We start from the raw sequence: 16032 nt of genomic DNA, 5'->3' as shown, positions 1-16032 counted from the left end.
AGGAGACGCATCCCATGAGCACAGCAGGGAGTTCCGCAGGCACCGGCGCGGGCGAGGGGTCGGGCCAGAAGCACGCCGCCGGCGCGTTCGACGTCCGCAGCGTCATCGCCGCCCTGATCGGCTTCTACGGGGTCGTCCTCGTCATCGTGGGTCTGGTGGACGCCGACGACGAGGCGCTGGCGAAGACCGACGGGTTCAACGCCAACCTCTGGGTGGGCGTCGGCATGATCGTCTTCGCGCTCGCGTTCGTGCTGTGGTCGCGGCTGCGCCCGATCGTGGTCGCGCCGAGCGCCGACGACGACGGGGCGCCGGGCCACTAGACGCGCAGCAGCTCGCCGTTCCCGGACGGCGGGAGCGGCCCGCTCAGCGGGCGGCGCGGGAGATCGCCGCCGCGGCGTCGAGCACCGCGCCGACCACCTCGGGGCTCGGCCGGCGGCCCAGCCGCTCCACCGGCCCGGAGATGGAGACCGCGCCCAGCACGGCGCCCGAGCCGTCGCGCACCGGCGCGGACAGCGAGGCGACGCCGGCCTCGCGCTCGGCGACGCTGTGCGCCCAGCCGCGGCGGCGCACGTCGAGCAGCGTCCGCGCGGTGAAGCTCGCGTTCGGCAGCAGCCGGTTCACCTCGTCGACCGGGGTGAAGGCCAGCAGCGCGTGCGCGGCCGAGCCGGCCGTCATGGGCAGGCGGGCGCCCACGGGGACGGTGTCCCGCAGGCCGCTGGCGCGCTCCGCCGCCGCGACGCACACGCGGGTGGCGCCGTCGCGCACGTAGAACTGCGCGCTCTCGCCGGTGACGTCGCGCAGCGTGGTCAGGTACCGGCCGGCGACCTCGCCGAGGTCGGCCGACCCGCGGCCCAGCTCGGCGAGCGCCGGACCCGGCGCCCACGAGCCGGTGTCGGTGCGCCGGACCAGGCGGTGGCCCTCGAGCGCCACGGCCAGCCGGTGCGCCGTGGCGCGCGGCAGTCCGGTGCGCGTGACGAGGTCGGCGAGGGTGGCCGGCTCGTCCGCGACGGCGCGGAGGATGGCCACTGCTTTGTCCAGAACCGCGACGGGGTTAGGCTGTCCCACACAGCAATACTCGCATCCCACAGCATGGGATGGCCAGCGAGACACCCGGAAGGACCAGCCGTGCCGAAGACCCTGGCCGAGAAGGTCTACGACGCCCACGTGGTGCGCAGCGCCGAGGGCGAGCCCGACCTGCTCTACATCGACCTGCACCTGGTGCACGAGGTGACCAGCCCCCAGGCCTTCGACGGTCTCCGGGCCGCGGGCCGCACGGTGCGCCACCCCGAGCTGACGATGGCCACCGAGGACCACAACGTCCCGACGCTGGACATCCTCAAGCCGATCGCCGACCCGGTCAGCCGCGCGCAGGTGGAGGCGCTGCGCCGGAACGCGGCCGAGTTCGGCATCCGGCTGGCCCCGATGGGCGACCGCGACCAGGGCATCGTGCACGTCATCGGCCCGCAGCTGGGACTCACCCAGCCGGGCATGACGATCGTGTGCGGCGACAGCCACACCTCCACGCACGGTGCGTTCGGCGCGCTGGCGTTCGGCATCGGCACCAGCGAGGTCGAGCACGTGCTGGCCACCCAGACCCTGCCGCAGTACCGCCCGAAGCAGATGGCGGTCACCGTCGACGGCGAGCTGCCCGAGGGCGTCTCCGCCAAGGACGTCATCCTCGCCGTCATCGCGAAGATCGGCACCAACGGCGCCGCGGGCCACGTCATCGAGTACCGCGGCAGCGCCATCGAGGCGCTGTCGATGGAGGCCCGGATGACGATCTGCAACATGTCGATCGAGGCCGGGGCCCGCGCCGGGCTGATCGCGCCCGACCAGACCACCTTCGACTTCCTGCAGGGCCGGCCGCACGCCCCGCAGGGCGCGGACTGGGACGCCGCCGTCGAGCACTGGCGCAGCCTGCGCACCGACGAGGGTGCGGTCTTCGACACCGAGGTCGTCCTCGACGCGGCGCAGCTGAGCCCCTTCGTCACCTGGGGCACCAACCCGGGCCAGGGTCTGCCGCTCACCGAGCGGGTGCCGGACCCGGCCGACTTCGCCGACGAGAACGAGCGCCGCGCCGCGGAGCAGGCACTGGCCTACATGGGCCTGGAGCCCGGCACGCCGCTGCGCGAGATCGAGGTCGACACCGTCTTCCTCGGCTCGTGCACCAACGGCCGGATCGAGGACCTGCGCGTCGCCGCCGACCTGCTGCGCGGCAAGAAGGTCGACCCGGGCACCCGCATGCTCGTCGTCCCCGGCTCGGTGGGCGTCAAGCTGCAGGCCGAGGCCGAAGGCCTGGACCAGGTGTTCGTCGAGGCCGGCGCCGAGTGGCGGGGCGCGGGGTGCTCGATGTGCCTGGGCATGAACCCCGACCAGCTCCAGCCCGGCGAGCGCTCCGCCTCCACCAGCAACCGCAACTTCCAGGGCCGGCAGGGCAAGGGCGGGCGCACGCACCTGGTGTCGCCGTCCGTCGCCGCCGCGACCGCCCTCACCGGGCGGCTGACCGCCCCCGCAGACCTGATCGGAGCCTGACCCGTGGACGCCTTCACCACCCACACCGGGACCGCCGCGCCGCTGCGCCGCAGCGCCGTCGACACCGACCAGATCATCCCGGCCGAGTACCTGAAGCGGATCACCCGCACCGGGTTCGAGGACGGGCTGTTCGTGGCCTGGCGCACCAACGAGCCCGACTTCGTGCTCAACAGGCCGGAGTACGCCGACGCCTCGGTGCTCGTGGCCGGCCCCGACTTCGGCACCGGCTCCTCGCGCGAGCACGCCGTCTGGGCGCTGCTCGACGGCGGGTTCCGCGTGGTCATCAGCTCGCGCTTCGCCGACATCTTCAAGAACAACTCGACCAAGTCGGGGCTGCTCACCGTCACGCTGCCCCAGGAGCAGGTCGAGGCGCTCTGGGCGGCCATCGAGGCCGACCCGGCGACCCCGGTCACCGTCGACCTGCAGTCGAAGACGGTCACGTACGGGGCGACGACGGTGCCGTTCGAGGTCGAGGACTACATCCGCTGGCGGCTGCTCGAGGGGCTCGACGACGTCGGCCTCACCGAGAGGCACCTGGCCGACATCGAGGCCTACGAGGCGCGCCGCCCGTCCTGGCTGCCCCGGGCGCTGCCCGTCCTCGGCGGCTAGGGGGCGTCCGGGTCGGGCGCGACGTCGCGGTAGTAGTCCGCGGCCAGCGCTCCCGGCCGGCCGCCGAGGGCCCAGGCGCTGCCCTTGGCGGCCGGCGGGAGCAGCCCGGTCACCCCGTGGCCGTGCACGCCGAGCGCCTGCAGCACGGCGGGGATGGTCCCGCCCTGGCTGCACACCACCGTCACCGCCGGGCCGTCGAGGATCCGCAGCGCGGCGTCCAGCGCGCGCCCGGGGTCCCCGCCGAACTCCGGTTCGCCGAAGTCGGGCTGCTGCTCGACGGCGAGGCCCAGCCGCTCGGCCAGGGGCGCCACCGTCTGGCGGCAGCGCAGCGGCGTGGCGCTGAGCACCGCCGCCGGGCCGAACAGCGGCAGCACCTGCGCGAGCCGGTCGGCCTGCTCCTCGCCGGCGGCGGTCAGCGGGCGCACGTCGTCGGGACCGTCCCACCGGTCGCTGCTGCCGGCCTTGCCGTGCCGCACGAGCAGCAGCCGCACCTCGCGCGGCAGGTCCGTGCGCGCGGCGTCGGCGATCACCTCCCGGTCGTGCCCGTGGGTGACCAGCGCGGCGGCGTCGCCGGGGGAGAGCCAGCGCAGCTCGTCGGCCTCGTCGTTGGCCGTGAACTCGCCGCCGGTGCAGCGCATCAGCCAGTAGTCCACCCGCTTGGGCGCGCCGTCGACGGCGTAGCGGGTGGTGAGCCCGCGCCGCCCGGCGACCACGGTCAGCCCGGTCTCCTCGACCACCTCGCGGCAGGCGGCCTGCACCGCGTGCTCCCCGGCGTCCAGCTTCCCCTTGGGCAGCGACCAGTCGTCGTAGCGCGGCCGGTGGACGACGGCGATCTCGATCCCCCCGCCGTTCCCGGCCGGCCGCCACACCGCGCCGCCCGCCGCGGCGATCGTGCGCCGATCAGCCGACGAGGTCATGGATCCGGCGGGTGAGCTCGGCCTGGTAGTCGCGGCCGTCGTGCCGCTCCCAGCTGCCGTCGCTGCCCAGCTCCCAGCAGCGGACGCCGGGCTGCATGGCGGCGTCCAGCGTCTCCTCGAGCTGCGTGCGCGCCCGGTCGTCGCACACCCGCATGAGCACCTCGACCCGGCGGTCCAGGTTGCGGTGCATGAGGTCGGAGCTGCCCAGCCACCACTCGGCCTCGCCGCCGTTGGTGAACGCCATGACCCGCGAGTGCTCGAGGAAGCGGCCCACGATCGAGCGCACCCGGATGGTCTCCGACAGCCCGGGGACGCCGGGCCGCAGGGCGCAGATGCCGCGCACCAGCAGCGAGATCGGCACCCCGGCCCGCGAGGCTTCGTACAGCGCGTCGATGATCCGCTCGTCGACGATCGAGTTGGCCTTGAACCGGATGCCGGACGGGCGGCCCTCCGCGGCGTTGCGCGCCTCGCGGCGGATCTTCTCGATCAGGCCGTTGCGGATGCCGTGCGGGGCCACCATGAGCGTGCGGTAGTTGGTCTGCCGCGAGTAGCCGGTGAGCACGTTGAACAGGTCGGTGAGGTCGGCGCCCACCCGCGGGTCGGCGGTGAGGATGCCGAGGTCCTCGTAGATGCGCGCGGTCTTCGGGTTGTAGTTGCCCGTGCCGATGTGGCAGTAGCGCCGGATGACGCCCTGCTCGCGGCGGACGACCAGCGCGGTCTTGCAGTGCGTCTTCAGGCCCACCAGGCCGTAGACGACGTGGCAGCCCGCGCGCTCCAGCGACCGGGCCCAGCTGATGTTGGCCTCCTCGTCGAACCGGGCCTTGATCTCCACCAGGACGACGACCTGCTTGCCGGCCTCGGCCGCCTCGATCAGCGCGTTGACGATGGGGGAGTCGCCCGAGGTCCGGTACAGCGTCTGCTTGATGGCCAGCACGTTCGGGTCGGCGGCGGCCTGCTCGATGAAGCGCTGCACGCTGGTCGCGAACGAGTGGTACGGGTGGTGGACCAGAACGTCGCCCTCGCGCAGCGTGGCGAACACGCTCTTGGGCGACTCGCCCTCCGACAGCCGCGGGTGCGTCACCGGCACGAACGGGTCGTCCTTGAGCTCGGGCCGGTCGAGGTCGACCAGTGCCCACAGCGCCGCCAGGTCGAGCAGGCCCGGCACGTGGACGACGTCGTCGGGGGAGACCTCCAGCTCCGAGATCAGCACCTCGAGGATCCGGGGGTCCATGGGCTCGGCCACCTCCAGCCGGACCGCGGGACCGAAGCGGCGGCGCGCGAGCTCCCGCTCCAGGGCCTGCAGCAGGTCCTCGTCGCGGTCCTCCTCGACCTCCAGGTCGGCGTTGCGGGTGACCCGGAAGAAGTGGTGGTCCAGCACGTCCAGCCCCGGGAAGAGCTGGGGGAGGTGGGCGGCGATGAGGTCCTCGAGCGGCAGGAACGTCGCCGTGCCGTCCGCGCCGCCCACCGGGACGAAGCGCGGCACGTTGTTGGGCACCTTGAGGCGGGCGAAGCGGGGCGCGCCGGTGTCGGGGTCGCGCACCGAGACGGCGAGGTTGAGCGAGAGCCCGCTGATGTAGGGGAAGGGGTGCGCGACGTCGACGGCCAGGGGCGTGAGCACGGGGAAGACCTGGTCGCGGAAGTACTCGCGCAGCCGCAGCGCGGCCTGCTCCTCCAGCTCGTCCCAGTGGACGATCCGGATCCCCGCCTCCTCGAGGCGGGGCAGCACGTCCTTGTTGAAGACGTCGGAGTGCCGCTGGACCAGCTCCTGCGTGCGCGCGGTGACCAGCTCCAGCTGCTCGCGGATGGTCAGCCCGTCGGGCGAGCGCACGGTGAGGCCGGTGCTCTGCCGGCGCTTCAGCCCGGCGATGCGGACCATGTAGAACTCGTCGAGGTTGCTGGCGAAGATCGCCAGGAACTTCACCCGCTCCAGCAGCGGCAGGGAGTCGTCCTCGGCCAGCTCCAGCACACGGGCGTTGAAGTCGAGCCAGGAGAGCTCACGGTTCAGGAAGCGGTCGGCGGGCAGCGCGGCGGGCGCTTCCGCGGTCTCGGGAGGCACGTGGTCATCGTGCCGCACGGAGGTGAACGGCGAGAGTCGGAGAGGCGGCCAGCACGCGCGCGGTGCGCGGGCCGATCCCCAGTGTGACCGCCGCCCGCAGGTCGTCGGCGGTGTCGACGTCGCGCAGCAGGCCCGGCCACTCCCCGCGGAGGGTGACCGCGCCGTCCGCCCGGTGCGCGGCGGCCGACCCCGCGCCGAAGCGGGGCCGCAGCCCGGTGCCGACGGCGGTGAGCAGCGTGGTGCCCGTGCCCTGGGCGTCGGCGACGAAGCAGCGCGGCGCGGCGCCGGCGGCGGCGAGGGCCGCCTCGAGCTCCGCGGGCCGCAGCGCGGGCAGGTCGGAGGAGAGCGCGGCGACAGCTCCGGTGCCGGCCGCCCGCGCCCCGTGCTCCAGCGCCGGGTTGAGCCCGCGGTCCGGTTCGTCGGCGATGGTGCGTGCGCCCAGCGCGCCGGTCAGCTCGGCCGCGGCCGGCTCGTCGGTGACGACGACGACGTCGGCCACCGCCGGGCAGGCCAGCGCGGCGGCCACCGTGTCGGCCAGCAGCGCGAGCACGAGATCGGCGTGCGAGGACCCCTCCGTGAGCGGGCGCAGCCGGGTCTTCGCGACGGCGAGCCGCTTCGCGGGGACCACGACCGACCAGCTGGGCACGACCACAATGTGAGCACACCGCGGGGCGCGACCCGATCGCACGGGAGGGCCCGGTGGTACCGGTGCGGGTGCCCAGGGTCGATCATGGGCTGGATCACACGAGAGGAGCGGCCGTGACGGAGCAGTCGTCGCCGGGGAGCGCGCCGGCCCCCCGGGCGCGCAACCTGCGACCCGGCAAGTGGCGCACCCGCGGCCGGATCGGCTGGGCGTTCTGGCTGTGCATCGCCGTGGTGTTCCCGGCCTCGAAGCTGATGTTCGCCATCCGCTACCGACACGGGGACCGCTTCCCGACCACCGGCCCGGTGCTCGTGGTGGCCAACCACATCTCGATCTTCGACCCGATCTCCTGCGCCCGGCTGGTCTTCGACCACGGCCGGATGCCGCACTTCCTGGCCAAGGAGTCGGTGTTCAAGGGCCTGGCGGGGGCGATCCTGCGCTCGGCCGGGCAGATCCCCGTCGCCCGCTACTCCTCCGAGGCGAAGGGCGCGCTGTCCGCCGCGCACGCCGACCTGCAGGCCGGGAACGTCGTCGTCATCTACCCGGAGGGCTCGGTCACCCGCGACCCCGACTGGTGGCCGATGCAGGCGCGCACCGGCGCGGCGCGGCTGGCGCTGACCACCGACGCCGTCGTCCTGCCGGTGGCCCAGTGGGGGCCGCAGACGCTGCACGACTACCACACGAAGAAGTTCCACCCGCGGCTGCGCGCGCCCGCCCACTACCTCATCGGGGAGCCGCTCGACCTGTCCGCCGTGCGTGCCGAGGTGCGGGCCGGCCGGCCGCTCACCGCCGATCTGCTCCGGGAGACGACCGACCTCATGATGGGCCGCGTGCGCGACCAGCTGGCCGAGCTGCGCGGGGAACCCGCGCCGGCCGCCTTCCACCCCCGGCCGCGCCGCGAGCTGCCCGGCGACCTCTCCGGGAGCGCCGCGTGATCCGGGCCGCGGTGCTCGGCGCCGGGTCCTGGGGGACCACCTTCGCGAAGGTGCTCGCCGACGCCGGCTGCGACGTGGCGCTGCACGCCCGCCGGCCGGAGCTGGCCAAGGCGATCACCGAGGACGGCGAGAACCGGGACTACCTGCCCGGGGTGCGGCTGCCCGAGCGGCTGCGGGCGACGGCCGACGCGGGGGAGGCGCTGCTCGACGCCGACGTCGTGGTCCTCGCCGTGCCGTCGCAGTCGCTGCGCGACAACCTCACGACGTGGACGCCGCTGCTGCCGGCCGACGCGACGCTGCTGTCGCTCATGAAGGGCATCGAGCTCGGCACCACGAAGCGGATGAGCGAGGTGATCTGCGAGATCACCGGGGCGGGGACCGACCGGGTGGCCGCGCTGTCCGGGCCGAACCTGGCCCGCGAGATCGCCGAGGAGCAGCCGGCCGCGACGGTGATCGCCTGCACCGACGCCGCGCGCGCCGAGCAGCTGCAGGAAGCCTGCATGACCGGCTACTTCCGGCCCTACACCAACCCCGACCTGGTCGGCTGCGAGCTCGGCGGGGCGGTGAAGAACGTCATCGCCCTGGCCTGCGGCATCGCCGAGGGCCTCGGCTTCGGCGACAACACCCGGGCCTCGCTGATCACCCGCGGGCTGGCCGAGACCGCCCGGCTGGGTCTCGCGCTCGGCGCCGAGCTGACCACCTTCGCGGGGCTGGCCGGCCTCGGCGACCTGGTGGCCACCTGCAGCTCGCCGCTGTCGCGCAACCGCACCTTCGGCGAGAAGCTCGGCCGCGGGATGAGCGTCCAGGAGGTGCAGGAGAGCACCCGGCAGACCGCCGAGGGCGTGAAGAGCTGCCGCTCGGTGCTCGACCTGGCCCGCGCCCACGGCATCGACGTCCCGATCACCGAGGCGGTCGTGCGCGTCTGCCACGAGGGCGAGGCCCCCGGGCGGATGGTGAAGGAGATCATGTCGCGCGGGGCGAAGCCGGAGTGAGCGAGGAGTCCTACGGCGACGGCACGCGGTCGGTGCGGGCGGGGGAGGGGCCCGCCGTCCCCGGTGCGCCGCTGCGGCCCTCGCCGGTCTTCGCCGCCCCGTTCCACCTCGGTGACCTGCCGCCGCGGGCCGGCGGCGTCGACGCGTACGCGCGCACCGAGCAGCCGACCCTGCGCGACTTCGAGGCCGCGGTGGGCGAGCTCGACGGCGGCCGGTGCCTGTCCTTCTCGACCGGGATGGCCGCGCTCACCGCGGCGGTCATGGCCTGCGTCGGCGCCGGTGACCGCGTGGTGCTGCCCTCGGACGGCTACTACGCGACCCGGATGCTGGCCGCCCAGGAGTTGGTCCGCTTCGGCGTCGAGGTCGAGTACGTGTCCACGCCGGAGGTCGGGGCGTTCGCGGCCGGCGGCGGGCTCGCGGGTGCGGCGATGGTGCTGCTCGAGACGCCGAGCAACCCGCAGCTCGACGTCTGCGACATCGCGGCCGTGGCCCGTGCCGCGCGGGCCGCGGGGGCGCTGGTCGCCGTCGACAACACCACGGCCACGCCGCTCGGGCAGCGCCCGCTGGAGCTTGGTGCGCACCTGACCGTCGGCAGCGACACCAAGGCGCTCACCGGGCACAGCGACCTGCTGCTCGGCCACGTCAGCACCACCGACGACGACCTCTTCGCCCGGCTCAAGGGCTTCCGCGACCGCACCGGCAGCACGCCGGGCCCGTTCGAGGCCTGGCTCGGGCACCGGTCGATGAGCACGCTGGACCTGCGGCTGGCCCGCCAGGCCGCCAACGCCGCCGCGGTGGCCGAGCTGCTGGCCGGGTCACCGGCGGTCACGGGCCTGCGCTGGCCGTGGCGGCCCTCGGACCCGTCGTTCGCGCTGGCCTCCCGGCAGATGCTGCGCGCCAACGGCGTGCTGTCCTGCGAGCTGGCCGACGAGGACGCCGTCGCCCGGCTGCTCGCCGCGACCCGGCTGTGGTCGGCGGCCACCAGCTTCGGCGGCGTGCACAGCACGATCGACCGCCGGGCCCAGTGGGGCGGGGACGCCGTGCCGGCCGGGTTCGTCCGGCTCTCGTGCGGCATCGAGGACACCGCCGACCTGGTGGCCGACCTGTCAGCCGCGCTGGACGGCCTCGGCTGAGCCCGCCCGCCGGCGGCTGCCGGCGACGGTGAGCCAGGTGCTCACGCCGAAGTAGTAGGCCAGGTAGGCCAGGCTCAGCACGACGACGACCGGGTGCGGGTCGGGGTACTGCACCAGCAGCACGGCGTAGCTGACCAGCCAGGTCGCCGCCAGCGCCAGGTTCAGGCTCCGCAGCAGCCGGGTCCGCGACGGGTAGACGTACTTCACCGGCACGAAGACCAGCACCGTGAGGACGGCGAGCGCGATGCCCACGCCGGTGGTGCCGACGTCGAGGACGATCGCGTAGAAGGCGACGACGTTCCAGTAGCTCGGGAAGCCCAGGAAGTAGTGGTCGTCGGTCTTCGCGTCCACGCGGCAGAACTGGTAGCAGGACGCCAGCAGCGGCAGCGCGGCGAGCACCCAGCCGATCGCGCCACCGGGCAGCCGGTCGGTCGTCCAGAGCAGCACCACGGGCGCGAAGACGTAGGTCAGGTAGTCGACGATGTCGTCCATCCGGGCGCCGTCGAACCACGGGATCGTCTGCTTGACCCGTGCCCGCCGGGCCAGCATGCCGTCGGTGCCGTCGATGAACAGGGTGGCCAGCACCAGCCAGAGCGCCGTCTCCACGTGGCCCTCGATCGCGGCCAGGACGATGAGCAGGCCCAGCACCGAGCCGCTGGCTGTGTACAGGTGGACGGCGGCACCGGCCAGCCGGAGCCGCCACGAGAAGTTCTCCACCGGGGGAGCTGCCTGATCCTGCACGCGACGAGGCTGCCACACCGGCCCGGTGTCGGCGGCACGGCGCGGATGGTGCCGGGGCGGCGGCTAGGGTCGACCCGATGAGCGGGCAGGCAGGCAAGGTGCGCGTCGCGGTCGTGTTCGGTGGCCGCAGCGCCGAGCACGCCATCTCCTGCGTCTCGGCGGGCAGCGTGATGGCCGCGCTGGACCCCGGGCGCTACGAGGTGGTGCCGGTGGGCATCGCCCGTGACGGGCGGTGGGTGCTGCCCGATCCGGGCCAGCCGCTGGCGATCACCGACGGCGTCCTGCCGGAGGTCACCGGGGGCACCGCGGTCTCCCTCGTCGGCGACCCGGAGGGCCGCGGGCTCGCGGTGCTGGAGCCCGGCGCCGGCATGGCGCAGGTGCTCACCGAGGTCGACGTCGTCTTCCCCGTGCTGCACGGCGCCTACGGCGAGGACGGCACCGTGCAGGGGCTGCTGGAGATGAGCGGGCTGCCCTACGTGGGCTCCGGGGTCTTCGCCAGCGCCGCCTCCATGGACAAGGAGTTCACCAAGAAGCTCCTGGCCTCGGCCGGGCTGCCGCAGGGCGACCACGTGGTGCTCCGGGACGCGGACGGCGCCGTGTGCCCCGACCCCGCGGTGCTCGACGAGGCCGCGCGCGAGCGGCTGGGCCTGCCGGTGTTCGTCAAGCCGGCCCGCGCGGGCTCCAGCATCGGCATCACCCGGGTCACCGACTGGGCGCAGTTCCCCGCGGCCGTGGCCGAGGCCGCCGCGATCGACCGGAAGGTCGTCGTCGAGGCCGCCGTCCCCGGCCGCGAGGTCGAGTGCGGGGTCCTGGCCGCCCGCGGCACCGGGCTGCCCGAGGCGAGCCTGCCGGCGGAGATCCGGCTGCGACCTGGTGTCGACTGGTACGACTTCTCGGCCAAGTACCTCGAGGACGCCGCGGAGTTCGACATCCCGGCGGCCCTGACCCCGGAGCAGACGGCGGCGGTGCAGGCCACCGCCCGCCGGGCCTACCTCGCGCTGGACTGCACGGGCCTGGCCCGCGTCGACTTCTTCCTCGGCACCGGTCCCGACGGCGCCGACCGGCTGGTGATCAACGAGGTCAACACCATGCCCGGCTTCACGCCCATCTCGATGTTCGCCCGCATGTGGGCGGCCACCGGGGTCGACTTCGCGGAGCTGGTGGACCGGCTGGTGCAGGACGCGCTGGCCGGCGCGGCGCGGGACGGCCGGGCGGCGCGGTGACCCGCGGGCGGCGTCGCCGTCCGGGTGCGCCCCTGCTCGCCGTGCTGCCGCTGCTGGGCCTCCTGGCCGGCTGCGGCGCCGAGCCGCGCGCGGACGGGCCGGGGGCCGCGCAGGCGGCCGACGGCCTGCCCGGCTCGCCCGAGGAGCTGGAGGCGGTCCTCGTCACCGTCGTGCCCTCGGACCTCCCCCGGCTCCCCGACGCCGCGCTCCACCCGCCCGCGGGTGCCAAGCGGCTGGAGGACGTCGCCACGTACGCCGAGGACCCGGCCCGGGAGCGGGCGGTGCTCGAGGACTACGGCTACCGCTTCGGCTGGGAGCGGTTCTGGGGCTCCGGGTCGGGGCAGGGGCCGGTCACCGGCGTCTTCGTCGACCAGTTCGAGGCCCCCGATGGCGCGACCGCCTACGCCGCGGACCTGGCGTCCAACGACGCCGAGCGCTACCGGGGCGTGCTGAGCGAGAACCCGCCCGACCTGCCCGAGGGGTGCCGGCAGCTGGTCGTGGCGGAGCCGGTGGAGGAGCTGAGCACGCCCGCCGCCTTCGCGTGGTGCGCCCGCGAGGTGTTCAGCGTGTCGGTGACCGCGATGGCCGGCACGCTGGACGAGGCGCTGGCCGAGGTCCGCGCGGTCGCCGCCGCGCAGCTGGACCGGCTCCCCGGGTGAGCCGCTACCCGGCCGGGTCGGGCTCCCGGCGTTCCAGCGCGGCGGCGATCTCCGTCGTCAGCGCCGTGACCGGGGCGCTGTCCACGCTCGCGGGCAGCCGCATCTCCACGTACACCGGCCGGTCGACCGCGGTCCACACCGTGGTCCCGGGGTCCGCGGTGTCGACGTACCAGCTGACCCCGTTGATCTGGATGGCGGAGGCGCCCACGACCCACCCCTCGGGACGGTCCACGCCGCAGACGAGCACCACCGCCGGGTCCCCCCACGCGTACGCGAACGGGGAGTCCGACTGCACCGGGCGGGACCGCTCGCCGGCCAGCTCCAGCGGGAGGGCGGACATGAGCGCCGGGCAGGCGGCGTCGGCCTCCGGCGTCACCGGCGGCACCTCGACCGGCAGCGGCGGCAGGTCCTCGCGCTGCGGCGCGGTGCTGCCGTCCAGCTGCGCCGGCCCGCTGTGCCCGGAGCGGCCGGCCGCGTCGTCGTCCCCGAGGACGTTGACCAGCACCAGGACGACGACCAGCACCGGCACGATCACCGCCGTGGCGATCAGCGCGATGCGGCGCAGCGGGTCCTCGGGCCGGGACGGCGCGGGGGGTTCCTCGGTCAGCGTGCTCTCCAGCCCGCCCGGGTCAGATGTTGACGACCGGGCAGGTCAGCGTGCGGGTGATGCCGTCGACCGACTGGACCCGCGCCACGACCAGGCGGCCGAGCTCGTCGACGGTCTCCGCCTCGGCGCGCACGATGACGTCGTAGGGGCCGGTGACGTCCTCGGCCCTGGTGACCCCGCTGATCTCGGCGATGGTCGTGGCGACCTGGGCGGCCTTGCCGACCTCGGTCTGGATCAGGATGTAGGCGTGGACCACGGGAGATCCTTCCTCCGGCGCCGTCGCCGATTCGTCGACCCCGCCGTGTGGCGGACCGGGAGCGAACCTACCGCAGGACCGGGGAGGGACTCGTGACTCGCCCCCGGCCGCTGGTCCCGCGGGACGACCCCGGCGACAGCGTGCGGGTCGTGGGCGAGTTCGGCGTCATCGCCCGCGTGCTCGCCCAGGCGGGCACCGCCCGGGTCACCGACGTGGGTCCCGGCGACGACGCCGCCGTGCTGCGCGCGCCCGACGGGCGGGTCGTGGCGACCACCGACGTCCTCGTCGAGGGCCGGCACTTCCGCCGCGACTGGTCGTCCGCCGAGGACATCGGCCGCAAGGCCGCCGCTGCCAACCTGGCCGACGTCGCGGCGATGGGCGGCACCGCGACCGCGCTGCTGGTCGGCCTGGCCTGCCCGCCCGACACCCCCACCACGTGGCTCGAGGGGATCGCCGCCGGGCTGGCCGAGGAGTGCGCCCCGCTCGGTGCGGCGGTCGTCGGCGGTGACACGGTCGCCGCGTCCCCCGGCAGCGACGGGGTCGTGCTCTCCGTCACGGCGCTGGGCGACCTCGGCGGCCGGGCACCGGTGCTGCGGTCCGGCGTGCGCCCCGGTGACGTGCTGGCCGTCGCCGGCCGGCTCGGCTGGTCGGCGTGCGGCCTGGCGGTGCTGCGCCGCGGGTTCGCCAGCCCGGTCGCGGTGGTCGCCGCGCACCGCCGGCCGACCCCCCCGTACGCCGCCGGGCCCGCGGCCGCCGACGCCGGCGCCACCGCCATGTGCGACGTCAGCGACGGGCTGCTCGCCGACGCCGGGCACCTCGCCGCCGCCAGCGGCGTCGTCCTCGACATCGACCGCGCGGCCCTGGTGCGCGCCACGCTCGAGCCGACCGGACCGCTGCAGCAGGTCGGCTCGGCGCTCGGCGTGGACCCGATGGCCTGGGTGCTGACCGGCGGGGAGGACCACGCGCTGCTGGCCACCTTCCCGCCCGGCGCCGACCTGCCCGAGGGCTGGGCGGTGATCGGTTCGGCCCGCGCGGCGGGGCAGGATGCCCGCGTGCTGGTCGACGGCGAACCGGCGGAGGAGGCGGCGCGCGCCGCCGGGGCGGAGGGCACCGGTCATGTCCACTTCTGACGGGGTGCTGCGCGACGGCCGCGCCGTCCGGCTGCGGGCGGTGCCCTACGACGACCCGCTGGCCCAGGAGCTCGTCGAGCGGGTCCAGCAGGAGTACGTCGAGCGCTACGGCGGGCGGGACGCCGCTGTCGTCGACCCGGCCGAGTTCCTGCCCCCGGCCGGGCTGTTCCTCGTCGCCGAGGTGGACGGCGAGCCCGCCGGCTGCGGTGCCTGGCGGGCGTTCCCGGACGGCGCGGCGGAGATCAAGCGGGTGTACGTCGAGCCGGCCTTCCGGCGGCTGGGCGTGGCCCAGGTCGTGATGGCCGCCCTGGAGGCCAGCGCCGCCGCGGCCGGCCACCGGTCGGTCGTGCTCAACACCGGCCAGGAGCAGCCCGAGGCCGTGGCCCTCTACGCCCGGCTCGGGTACTCCCCGGTGCCCGGCTACGGGGTCTACGCGTGCGCGCCGGACGCGGTGTTCCTCGGCAAGGAGCTGGGGGAGGTGCGGTCGTGGGCGTCGTGACCTTCTCCGCGTCCTACGGGGCGGCCGGGGCCGAGATCGCACCGGCCGTGGCCGAGCGGCTCGGGCTGCCCTTCCACGACCGCGCCATCCCCGCCCAGGTCGCGGGCCGGCTGGGCGTGCCCGTGGCGGAGGCCGAGGCCAACGACGAGACCGTCGTCCGCGGGCTCTGGCGGCTGGTGGCCAACCTCGGCACGATGCCCGACCCGGTGGGCGGGGTGCTGCCGACGTCGTCCCTGCCGGACGCGCGCGCCTACCGGGAGCAGACCGAGCGGGTGCTGGCCGAGATCGCCGACGGCGCCGGCGGGGTGGTGCTGGGCCGGGCGGCGGCCATCGTGCTCGGCGAGCGGCCCGACGTCCTGCACGTGCGGCTGAGCGGTCCCCGGGACCGGCGGCTCGCGGCCGCGCTCGGGCGGTCCGACCGGCCGGCCGAGGAGGTGCGCCGCGAGATGGAGGCCAACGACCGGGCGCGGGAGGCCTACGTGCGGCACTTCTACCGCTGCGAGGTCTCCTCGCCGCGGCACTACCACCTGGTCGTGGACTCCACCGCGCTGCCCATTGACTGCGTCGTCGACGTGGTCGTGACGGCGGCGCGCGCACGGGGCATCGGCGGCTGACCCGTGTTGATCAGGAGACCTGATCAACACGGGTCCTGGCTCAGCGTCGACCGTGAGCCAGGACCCGCGGAGGTGAGCCAGGACGGCGCCGGGCGTACGACGAAGAGCCCCGGAGGTCGTCGACCTCCGGGGCTCCTCGACGGTGTTCAGCTGTCGAGCGCGGCGTGGGCTACGCGCGCACGACCTTGCCGGCGCGGATGCACGAGGTGCACGCGTTGATCCGGCGGCGGTTGCCGGGGGCGATCAGCGCCCGCACGGACTGGATGTTCGGGTTCCAACGGCGCGGCGTGCGGCGGTGCGAGTGCGACACCGACATACCGAAACCGGGGCCCTTGCCACAGACGTCGCACACGGCAGCCACGGTGGATCACTCCCAGAAAGAATCGTTCACAGACGGCGGGGCAGGACGGCACCCGCATCAAGACCGTCCAGCAGTCTAACCGCTCCCCGGCCCGGACGTCGCCAGGGCCTCCCGGGGAGCCCCAC

Annotated in this window: 19 protein-coding genes; 11 read left to right on the top strand and 8 right to left on the bottom strand. The window is 75.0% G+C overall.

Going from position 1 to position 16032, the window contains the following annotated elements:
• Window positions 1-14: 14 nt before the first annotated feature.
• Window positions 15-320 (top strand): hypothetical protein, encoded by a 306-nt coding sequence (locus DQ241_RS12330; RefSeq protein ID WP_113830512.1) that lies wholly within the window; start codon window positions 15-17, stop codon window positions 318-320.
• 43 nt (window positions 321-363) lie between these two features.
• On the opposite strand, the gene DQ241_RS12325 is transcribed toward DQ241_RS12330, so the two are convergent.
• On the bottom strand, window positions 364-1065 hold the full coding sequence (locus DQ241_RS12325; RefSeq protein WP_113830511.1) for an IclR family transcriptional regulator: 702 nt from the start codon (window positions 1063-1065) through the stop codon (window positions 364-366).
• 60 nt (window positions 1066-1125) lie between these two features.
• On the opposite strand from DQ241_RS12325, the gene leuC reads away from it, so the two are divergent.
• A complete protein-coding gene (gene leuC / locus DQ241_RS12320; RefSeq protein ID WP_199584473.1) occupies window positions 1126-2532 on the top strand; it encodes a 3-isopropylmalate dehydratase large subunit in 1407 nt (468 codons plus the stop codon).
• Window positions 2533-2535: 3 nt separating this feature from the next.
• Window positions 2536-3141 (top strand): 3-isopropylmalate dehydratase small subunit, encoded by a 606-nt coding sequence (gene leuD / locus DQ241_RS12315; protein WP_113830509.1) that lies wholly within the window; start codon window positions 2536-2538, stop codon window positions 3139-3141.
• Here the strand turns inward: leuD and DQ241_RS12310 are convergent.
• From DQ241_RS12310 to cofC, 3 genes are read right to left on the bottom strand one after another with little or no spacing between them, the layout of a single operon-like run.
• Entirely contained in the window at window positions 3138-4058 is a 921-nt protein-coding gene (locus DQ241_RS12310) for a bifunctional NUDIX hydrolase/histidine phosphatase family protein (protein ID WP_113830508.1), read from the bottom strand. The two genes, leuD and DQ241_RS12310, sit on opposite strands and share 4 nt — an antisense overlap.
• Window positions 4042-6114: an RNA degradosome polyphosphate kinase gene (locus tag DQ241_RS12305; protein ID WP_233492397.1), complete on the bottom strand. Its 2073-nt coding sequence runs from the start codon at window positions 6112-6114 to the stop codon at window positions 4042-4044. The genes DQ241_RS12310 and DQ241_RS12305 overlap by 17 nt, the downstream gene beginning before the upstream one ends.
• Before the next feature lie 4 nt (window positions 6115-6118).
• Window positions 6119-6760, bottom strand: a complete 642-nt coding sequence (gene cofC, locus DQ241_RS12300; protein ID WP_158545925.1) for a 2-phospho-L-lactate guanylyltransferase — start codon at window positions 6758-6760, stop codon at window positions 6119-6121.
• 113 nt (window positions 6761-6873) lie between these two features.
• On the opposite strand from cofC, the gene DQ241_RS12295 reads away from it, so the two are divergent.
• From DQ241_RS12295 to DQ241_RS12285, 3 genes are read left to right on the top strand one after another with little or no spacing between them, the layout of a single operon-like run.
• On the top strand, window positions 6874-7692 hold the full coding sequence (locus DQ241_RS12295) for a 1-acyl-sn-glycerol-3-phosphate acyltransferase (protein WP_233492396.1): 819 nt from the start codon (window positions 6874-6876) through the stop codon (window positions 7690-7692).
• The gene (locus DQ241_RS12290) at window positions 7689-8684 is read left to right on the top strand and encodes an NAD(P)H-dependent glycerol-3-phosphate dehydrogenase (protein WP_113830505.1); all 996 of its coding nucleotides are present in this window, start codon (window positions 7689-7691) and stop codon (window positions 8682-8684) included. Before DQ241_RS12295 ends, DQ241_RS12290 begins: the two co-directional genes overlap by 4 nt.
• Window positions 8681-9817, top strand: a complete 1137-nt coding sequence (locus tag DQ241_RS12285; RefSeq protein ID WP_113830504.1) for a cystathionine gamma-lyase — start codon at window positions 8681-8683, stop codon at window positions 9815-9817. The genes DQ241_RS12290 and DQ241_RS12285 overlap by 4 nt, the downstream gene beginning before the upstream one ends.
• Here the strand turns inward: DQ241_RS12285 and DQ241_RS12280 are convergent.
• Entirely contained in the window at window positions 9791-10558 is a 768-nt protein-coding gene (locus DQ241_RS12280; protein ID WP_113830503.1) for a phosphatidylcholine/phosphatidylserine synthase, read from the bottom strand. The two genes, DQ241_RS12285 and DQ241_RS12280, sit on opposite strands and share 27 nt — an antisense overlap.
• Window positions 10559-10635: 77 nt before the next feature.
• On the opposite strand from DQ241_RS12280, the gene DQ241_RS12275 reads away from it, so the two are divergent.
• A complete protein-coding gene (locus DQ241_RS12275; protein ID WP_113830502.1) occupies window positions 10636-11781 on the top strand; it encodes a D-alanine--D-alanine ligase family protein in 1146 nt (381 codons plus the stop codon).
• Window positions 11778-12440, top strand: a complete 663-nt coding sequence (locus DQ241_RS12270) for a hypothetical protein (RefSeq protein WP_233492395.1) — start codon at window positions 11778-11780, stop codon at window positions 12438-12440. Before DQ241_RS12275 ends, DQ241_RS12270 begins: the two co-directional genes overlap by 4 nt.
• Window positions 12441-12444: 4 nt before the next feature.
• Here DQ241_RS12270 and DQ241_RS12265 read toward each other — a convergent pair whose 3' ends face one another.
• Both DQ241_RS12265 and DQ241_RS12260 read right to left on the bottom strand, forming a co-directional pair.
• Window positions 12445-12975 (bottom strand): DUF3515 domain-containing protein, encoded by a 531-nt coding sequence (locus tag DQ241_RS12265; RefSeq protein ID WP_233492394.1) that lies wholly within the window; start codon window positions 12973-12975, stop codon window positions 12445-12447.
• A gap of 94 nt (window positions 12976-13069) precedes the next feature.
• Window positions 13070-13303: an Lrp/AsnC ligand binding domain-containing protein gene (locus DQ241_RS12260; protein ID WP_113830500.1), complete on the bottom strand. Its 234-nt coding sequence runs from the start codon at window positions 13301-13303 to the stop codon at window positions 13070-13072.
• 92 nt (window positions 13304-13395) lie between these two features.
• Between DQ241_RS12260 and DQ241_RS12255 the strand changes: the two genes are divergently transcribed.
• The 3 genes from DQ241_RS12255 to DQ241_RS12245 are packed head-to-tail and all read left to right on the top strand — an operon-like array spanning window position 13396 to window position 15546.
• Window positions 13396-14433: a thiamine-phosphate kinase gene (locus tag DQ241_RS12255; protein WP_113830499.1), complete on the top strand. Its 1038-nt coding sequence runs from the start codon at window positions 13396-13398 to the stop codon at window positions 14431-14433.
• Window positions 14420-14932 carry a GNAT family N-acetyltransferase gene (locus tag DQ241_RS12250; protein WP_113830498.1) on the top strand — a complete coding sequence of 171 codons (513 nt, stop codon included), beginning with the start codon at window positions 14420-14422 and terminating at the stop codon, window positions 14930-14932. The genes DQ241_RS12255 and DQ241_RS12250 overlap by 14 nt, the downstream gene beginning before the upstream one ends.
• Window positions 14920-15546 carry an AAA family ATPase gene (locus DQ241_RS12245; RefSeq protein ID WP_233492393.1) on the top strand — a complete coding sequence of 209 codons (627 nt, stop codon included), beginning with the start codon at window positions 14920-14922 and terminating at the stop codon, window positions 15544-15546. Before DQ241_RS12250 ends, DQ241_RS12245 begins: the two co-directional genes overlap by 13 nt.
• Before the next feature lie 169 nt (window positions 15547-15715).
• On the opposite strand, the gene rpmB is transcribed toward DQ241_RS12245, so the two are convergent.
• The gene (gene rpmB / locus DQ241_RS12240; RefSeq protein ID WP_029339036.1) at window positions 15716-15907 is read right to left on the bottom strand and encodes a 50S ribosomal protein L28; all 192 of its coding nucleotides are present in this window, start codon (window positions 15905-15907) and stop codon (window positions 15716-15718) included.
• Window positions 15908-16032 lie beyond the last annotated feature (125 nt).

This window comes from Blastococcus sp. TF02A-30 (assembly GCF_003319185.1).
GTDB lineage: Bacteria > Actinomycetota > Actinomycetes > Mycobacteriales > Geodermatophilaceae > Blastococcus.
Note: the sequence above shows the minus strand (reverse complement) of the source record. Positions and strands in the feature narration are given on the sequence as shown.